The sequence below is a fragment of the Paenibacillus sp. RU5M genome (genome assembly GCF_900221055.1).
GTDB classification, from domain to species: Bacteria; Bacillota; Bacilli; order Paenibacillales; family Paenibacillaceae; genus Paenibacillus; species Paenibacillus marchantiae.
Map to the genome: position 1 here is coordinate 1 of NZ_OBQM01000031.1, position 1444 is coordinate 1444.

Below are 1444 nucleotides of genomic sequence, written 5' to 3' on the forward strand. Positions count from 1 at the left end.
TGAAGTGACCCCTTAAAGTTAGACAAATATTTTTATGCAACCTGTATGGCATGAATTCGGTATTGTACCGGGCTCATGCCTTTTAATTTTGACTTAATGCGTTTGTGATTGTAGTAATCGATGTATTGTGCTAGTTCTTGCTTGAAGTCATCTAGACTTTCAAACTCATTAAGATAGAGAAATTCTGACTTCATAATGCCAAAGAAGTTCTCCATTACTGCGTTATCGTAACAATTTCCTTTGCGTGACATGCTCTGGATAATCGCCCGTTCCTTCAAAGCATGTTGATACTGCTTCATCTGGTAGTGCCAGCCTTGATCCGAATGCAGGAGGAGCTCATCCTCGTTGGATAAGCGTTTAAAAGCTTTATTTAGCATGTCGGAGACTAATGAATAAGTAGGGCGAGATCCTACTGTGTACGTGATAATTTCACCGTTAAATAAGTCCAGAACAGGTGATAAATAAAGCTTTTCTCCAAACAACTTAAATTCCGTAATATCGGTAACCCATTTCTCATTTGGTTTTTCTGCTTGAAAGTTACGATCCAGTACGTTTGGTGCAATGTTACCCACTGTTCCTTTATAGGAACGATATTTTTTCATACGCACTACTGATTTCAGGCCTAATTCTTTCATGATACGCTGTACTTTTTTATGGTTAACTCGGTGTTCACGATTAACTAGTTCATCACGGATACGACGATAGCCATAACGCCCCTGATGTTCCTCGTAAATGGATTGAATAAGGAGTTTCAGGTCTGCGTCTAGATCGGGCTTGTCAAACTGTTTCACCCAGTAATAGAAGGTGCTACGTGGGACTTCAGCGAACGCTAGCAATGCAACCACCGGGAATTCAAGCCTTAATTCATAGACTACTTGCGCTTTGTCTTGTTTGGTGATTTTTCCTTGTTTTGAACTAAGGCATTCAACTTTTTTAAATAGGCGTTTTCCATACGCAAACGTTCTAATTCAGCTTGTAGAGCTTCAACTGATTCATCGCCAGGTTCTAGCTTCTTCGTCATATTTTTGTTCGTATTTTTCATGAGTGGACGCCCCTTTTTCTTTGATTTCAGGCCGTCCATTCCATCCTCATTGAATTGAATACGCCATTTTCTAATAATCCTAGGAGAGGGTATATTGAAAATGACCGCAGCTTCATTTGGAGACGTCCCATTCTCGTTTATATAGGTGAGTACGTCTAGTTTAAATGTCTTAGTGTAAGCTGTATAGCTCTTTTCAAAAGCTTTGACGCCGTGATATTCGTATTGCCTAATCCACATACGTAAAGTTTCATGATTTATCCGTAATGATTTTGCAATACTTTTGACTCCTTCAGTACCATTCTGATATCTATGAATGGCTTTCAATTTCTCATCTAAACTGAATTTAGGCAAAAAAACTGCACCTCCATTGTTAGTCGTGTCTAACAAATGGGGTGCAGTTCA

1 protein-coding gene is annotated in these 1444 nt (G+C 39.2%); it reads right to left on the reverse strand.

Annotated elements, in window-relative coordinates; all coding sequences use genetic code 11:
- Positions 1 to 32: 32 nt before the first annotated feature.
- Positions 33 to 1393 (reverse strand): IS3 family transposase gene (locus CRO25_RS32915; protein WP_097115856.1). Its coding sequence is split into 2 segments (ribosomal slippage): positions 33 to 937 and positions 937 to 1393, totalling 1362 coding nucleotides; the frame shifts between segments, so codons are not numbered across the junction.
- Positions 1394 to 1444 lie beyond the last annotated feature (51 nt).